The 1,001-nt window shown below is 60.5% G+C and carries 1 protein-coding gene; it reads right to left on the bottom strand.

Features of this window, described 5'->3' with window-relative positions:
* Window positions 1–762: TonB family protein (locus tag NW829_RS12265; RefSeq protein WP_414417203.1), on the bottom strand; the 762-nt coding region annotated here is incomplete at its 3' end.
* Window positions 763–1,001 lie beyond the last annotated feature (239 nt).

Consider the following 1,001-nt stretch of genomic DNA (forward strand, 5'->3'; position numbering starts at 1 on the left):
TTCTTCGCCAACATAGCTCTCGGGCAAAGGAGCAAAGGGGGCTGAGCGCTGGATGGCACTGAGCACGGCTGCATCCAACAGGGGATCTTCTGAGGGGGTTTGCAGGCGCAGTTCCCGCAGGGATCCCTGTCGATCCAGACGCACCTGCACCACCGTTACGTAGGATCCGGGTGCCCGCCGTACCATCCAGTGTTGGCGAACCCTTTCTTGAAATTGAGCCAAGTAGTCTCCCCAATCCGGATCGGCGGTGGCATTTAGGCTGGGTGGGCCTGCCTGAGAGGACTCGATCCCACTGGTGCGACCGAAGTCGGAGTTGTGGGATCCGGTAGGAAAAGTCGGGGGCAAGGTGGGAGAAGGCTCTTCCAACGGGGCTGCGATCGGCTCTGGAGAGGGCAAAGTTGGATGCGGATCCGCTGGAGCCGACAGGTAGGGTTGTGGCAAAACCTCAGGAGAACTTGCTGCTCTTTCGGGTTGAGGCTTGAGGGATTGAGCAGGAGAGATCTGAGCCGATTTGGTCTCCACTGCTGCTGCCGAGGAGGTAGCCAGTAGGCTTTGCAGATGCTGACGATAGTCCTGCAGTTGCTGGCGCTGCAGAGAGGACAGAGGCCAGCGATCCAGCCATTCTTCCGTCAGATGTAGCGCCTCCGCCCAATTGTGATCGGCAACTGCCTGCTCCAGAGCTGCTAAACCCGCTGACAGATTTTCTAACCTGGCCTTTGGCTGCTGCTGAGGAGAGGCAGAGTTCCGGGCGGGCTGGGGCACCTCAAGCTCCCTTGTCGGCGGAGAAAGGATCTCAGGGACAGGACTCCCTGCGGCTGAGGCGAGCAGAGGCTGTGCCGTTGCAGAAGTGACCTCTACCCATTCACCTGGATTGGCCACTTGCGACTGCCGCACCGATACGTGATCCCGAGGTTCAGAGACACCGGACTCACGGGCGGAGACGGGCGCAATCCACTGCGGCTCTGGGGGCGGCTCATCCGCCATCTCCACCCACTGAAAGG

The sequence above is a fragment of the Synechococcus sp. R55.8 genome (assembly GCF_047461895.1).
Classification (GTDB): Bacteria; Cyanobacteriota; Cyanobacteriia; order Thermostichales; family Thermostichaceae; genus Thermostichus.